Below are 2117 nucleotides of genomic sequence, written 5' to 3' on the forward strand. Positions count from 1 at the left end.
TTCTTGGAAGATGAGACGAAGCTCGTGCAGCTCTCCGCCAAGCCCAACTTCCTCGCCATCAAGGCGAAGGGCCCGGATTACGCGAAGAACATGAAAGTGATCTCTGCCAAGTTGAATTCGCTGACTGTCGATGAAATCAAGGCTTTGCAGAATGGCGAGACGATCAAGTTCGACTTCGGTGAGGTCGGTGCCGACTGCTTGATGCTTAGCCGCATCGTGCCGGAAGGCCTCGCCGTGGAAGCGAATCAGCACTTCACCGTGGCTCTGGACCTCAAGATCACGGACGAACTCCGCCGCGCCTGCGTGGCCCGCGAACTCGTGAACCGCATCCAGAACCGCCGTAAGGATCAGAACTACGCCATCACCGACAAGATCGAAGTGACGCTGTTCTCTGCAAGCGAAGTCTTCAAGCAGGCCGTTGCCGAAAACGAAGCTTACATCGCCGGTGAAACTCAGGCTGTTGCGATTAAGTGGGCCGCTTCTGCCGATGGCCTCGAAGCCAACGACGCCGATGGAGAGGCGTTTGCGTTTACGACGGTAAAAGCCTAAATACTCTCAAAAAGATTCTAAAAACGCTCTTTCCTTGTGAAAGGGCGCTTTCTTTATTTGGTCTTTTGTTTTAAAAAGTGTATATTTATGGGTGAGGTATGAATATGCAAACCGCTACAATTGAAATAACAGCTGCAATGGAACCTTATGTAAATAAGCGTGATATGTGGCTGAAACAACGTGCGATGCTCCTGTACCCCTATATTCAAAATGGGACTATTTCGCATGGCCGTGCTGCCGAGATTCTTGAAATGGACAAGTGGTCTCTTATCCAGCTGTATGGCTCTATGGGCATCCCGTATATTGACATGGACGAAGCGGAACTTGAACGCGATATTGCAAACGCTTTAGCTGCTTGCGGAGAGTCTAAGTGATAGTTGTCTCTGACACGACTCCATTATTGACTCTGTTCAAAATTGGACGGATTGATGTTTTAAATAAACTATATAATTCCGTACACATCCCTTTTGCTGTGTTTGAAGAATTGACTCGCAATACTGAATACCCTGAAGAAGCGGAGTATTTTAGGAATTGCCCGTTTTTAGAAGTCCATTCGGACCTTTCTGCAGATAGAGTTTCCCTATTGCAGCGGGCGACGGGGTTGGACCTGGGCGAAAGCGAAGCGATTATCTTGGCAGACGAAAAGCAACCGAGTCTTTTGCTGATTGACGAAAGCAAGGGCCGTGTTGTAGCCGAGAGCATGAAACTGACGATTACCGGAAGCATAGGCATCCTCTTTGCCGCATATCAGAAAAAGTTGCTTACTGCAGATGAAATTGATCAAAGTGTTACTATGCTTAGGGGTATGAACCGCTTTATCGGTGAAAAACTTTTTAATTTGCTGTTGTCGCTGGTCCATGACAAGATTTAGTGAACTTATCCGAAAGTTTGGATGGCGGACAAGGACCAAGGAGCAGATGCTCGAACGTTTTATCGCCACTCGCCCTAAGGAACCGCTTCTTAGTGAAGAGGAAATTATGGCGGAAGTAAACGCTGTCCGATACGCAAAATGAAAGTAGTCCTAGACTGCAATATCTGGATTTCGTTCCTCATTGGACATCAGATTTCCTTTGTTCGTCAATTGTTGAATGACGAACGGTTTCAAGTGTATGCTTGTGAACGACTGCTTGAAGAGATTCAGGATGTCTGTAGCCGTGAAAAAATAAAGAAGTATATCCGAATGGATGATGTCGCTGATTTGCTAGGCATCATCTATGACTATTGTCAGTTTGTTATTATCGGAGAGAAATACGCAATCTCCAATTCGTGATCCCAAGGACCTTTACCTGCTCACTCTTGCAGAAACAATCGATGCTGCATATATTGTTTCTGGGGATAAGGATTTACTAGAACTCCAACAACATAAGCAGACAAAAATCGTCAAGTTGGCGGATTTCCGCAATATGATGCAATAAGAAAGATTGCAGAATGGAAAGGTGTGTTCCAACTTGGAATACCCTTTTTTCTTTACACAATAGCGAAGAATCGCCGTTTTCATTGCAAAAAAAAGAACTTTTTTGTAAACTATTAGGGCTTTTTCTCGTTTTTATGTTATTTTTAAAGAGTAA

The 2117-nt window shown here is 45.2% G+C and carries 5 protein-coding genes; 4 read left to right on the forward strand and 1 reads right to left on the reverse strand.

What is annotated here, in order from left to right:
* From B5D40_RS15060 to B5D40_RS16000, 4 genes are all read left to right on the forward strand, one after another.
* A partial coding sequence (locus B5D40_RS15060) for a DUF5915 domain-containing protein (RefSeq protein ID WP_234978186.1) occupies positions 1-549 on the forward strand: 549 nt, incomplete at its 5' end.
* 98 nt (positions 550-647) lie between these two features.
* Complete coding sequence (locus B5D40_RS15065; protein ID WP_073306418.1) at positions 648-923, forward strand: UPF0175 family protein; 276 nt, start codon at positions 648-650, stop codon at positions 921-923.
* Between the two features lie 98 nt (positions 924-1021).
* Positions 1022-1420 (forward strand): PIN domain-containing protein, encoded by a 399-nt coding sequence (locus tag B5D40_RS15070; RefSeq protein ID WP_234978187.1) that lies wholly within the window; start codon positions 1022-1024, stop codon positions 1418-1420.
* Positions 1421-1558: 138 nt separating this feature from the next.
* Positions 1559-1819, forward strand: coding sequence for a putative toxin-antitoxin system toxin component, PIN family (locus B5D40_RS16000; protein WP_198951045.1), 261 nt, complete (start codon positions 1559-1561; stop codon positions 1817-1819).
* A 76-nt stretch (positions 1820-1895) separates the two neighbouring features.
* Here B5D40_RS16000 and B5D40_RS16270 read toward each other — a convergent pair.
* Positions 1896-2117 (reverse strand): hypothetical protein (locus B5D40_RS16270; RefSeq protein WP_234978188.1); only part of this gene is annotated, 222 nt, incomplete at its 5' end.

Source organism: Fibrobacter intestinalis, assembly GCF_900167415.1.
In the GTDB taxonomy this organism is placed as follows: Bacteria; Fibrobacterota; Fibrobacteria; order Fibrobacterales; family Fibrobacteraceae; genus Hallerella; species Hallerella intestinalis.

Excerpts from the sequence above, each read along its gene's own strand:
- B5D40_RS15065 (WP_073306418.1), top strand. The coding sequence starts at position 648 with ATGAATATGCAAACCGCTACAATTGAAATAACAGCTGCAATGGAACCT.
- B5D40_RS16000 (WP_198951045.1), top strand. The coding sequence starts at position 1,559 with ATGAAAGTAGTCCTAGACTGCAATATCTGGATTTCGTTCCTCATTGGA.